We start from the raw sequence: 1,261 nt of genomic DNA, 5'->3' as shown, positions 1-1,261 counted from the left end.
GTCTGCCTGGCAGATTGACTACTGTCACACTAAACGTCATCTTCTATATAGCATAAGGGCTTGGCAAAAGCGGGCGGTCGGCACCATGAGGAATTAAACATCAAGCTATGCCCGCCTTCGCCAATACCTCCACGTTGGCTGCCATTTATCTAAGAGCTTCATTATGCAAATTCAAACGCTAAACATTTCGGTTCAAACCCTAAACTGGCTTGATAACGAAATCGTCGACTGGAGCAGATCCGGCCAAAGTTATACGCTGGCAGGTGAAAGGCGACAACTGAATAAATATCATTTCGGCTACAAGTTTGATAGTGCAGTCAATTCAACAGATGGACGCTACGTCTTTTTATTTGAACGCCTGGGAACTAAGGGTCTTCTAATTAAAAATGGAGAGATCCTTCGTGAAACCAGTCGTTCGTATTATATGGCTGATATTTACGACTACCCTGCGGCATTCATAAACTGCAACAACAAAATTTACTTAGCTCATTGCCCAATAAGTTATTGTCAACTCGATTTTGAAGATGTTGAGACAGGCGAACTGGTTACAAATATTGAGAGCAGAAAGCCATCTGACATTTTCCATTCGCGTTTGGAGGTTAGCGACAGTGGTGAATATTTAATGAGCAAAGGTTGGGTCTGGCATCCCCTAGATGTAATAATAGTCTTTCAAATAAGGGACTGTTTTGCAAATCCTGTCTTGCTTGATAATATAGATCACGGTTTTCCTAACGTTGGTTGTGAAATTTGTACGGCAAGTTTCATTGACGATTCAAAAATTTTAATTGGCTCATCTGATGAAATTGTTGATGATGAAAAACTATTTAACTTGCCAAGTAAGGCTTTTGGTATTTGGGATTTCAGTAAGAATACTTTTTCAGGGCAGAGAAAACCTGACTTTGATTTCGGAAACTTATTTTCAATCAGTGAAAAGCTGTGTTGGGATATCTACAGATTTCCCAAGATTATTAATCTAACCACTGGACAAATAATTGATAAAGCAGAGAACACTTATTCTGGTGAACAAAAATCATCGCTGCTATTTGATGTTGATAAACAACCTCAAATAGCATTTGACAAGAGCAAGAAAAGATTGGCGATAAAACAAAAGGACAAAGTAATTATCGTTACAAGGGATTAGGATGCAAATGAAAGAAATCAACACCCCGTGTATAACGGCAGCCAACATGGTATCCTATGTAAAGGGGGATGCCTAGAAATGATATGGTGTTAAAGTTACTACATAACAAAGATTTTGTAA

At 38.8% G+C, this 1,261-nt stretch carries 1 protein-coding gene; it reads left to right on the top strand.

All coding sequences use genetic code 11. The annotated features are described in order from the left end of the window. Positions 1-163 precede the first annotated feature (163 nt). Entirely contained in the window at positions 164-1,141 is a 978-nt protein-coding gene (locus tag ACX0G7_RS27275) for a hypothetical protein (RefSeq protein ID WP_458926713.1), read from the top strand. The last annotated feature ends 120 nt before the right edge of the window (positions 1,142-1,261 follow it).

The sequence above is a fragment of the Flavitalea antarctica genome (genome assembly GCF_054461535.1).
This window is presented reverse-complemented; position numbering and strand designations above follow the sequence as displayed.

What these genes read in the sequence shown, in the direction of transcription:
- ACX0G7_RS27275 (WP_458926713.1), top strand. Translation starts at nt 164, where the DNA reads ATGCAAATTCAAACGCTAAACATTTCGGTTCAAACCCTAAACTGGCTT.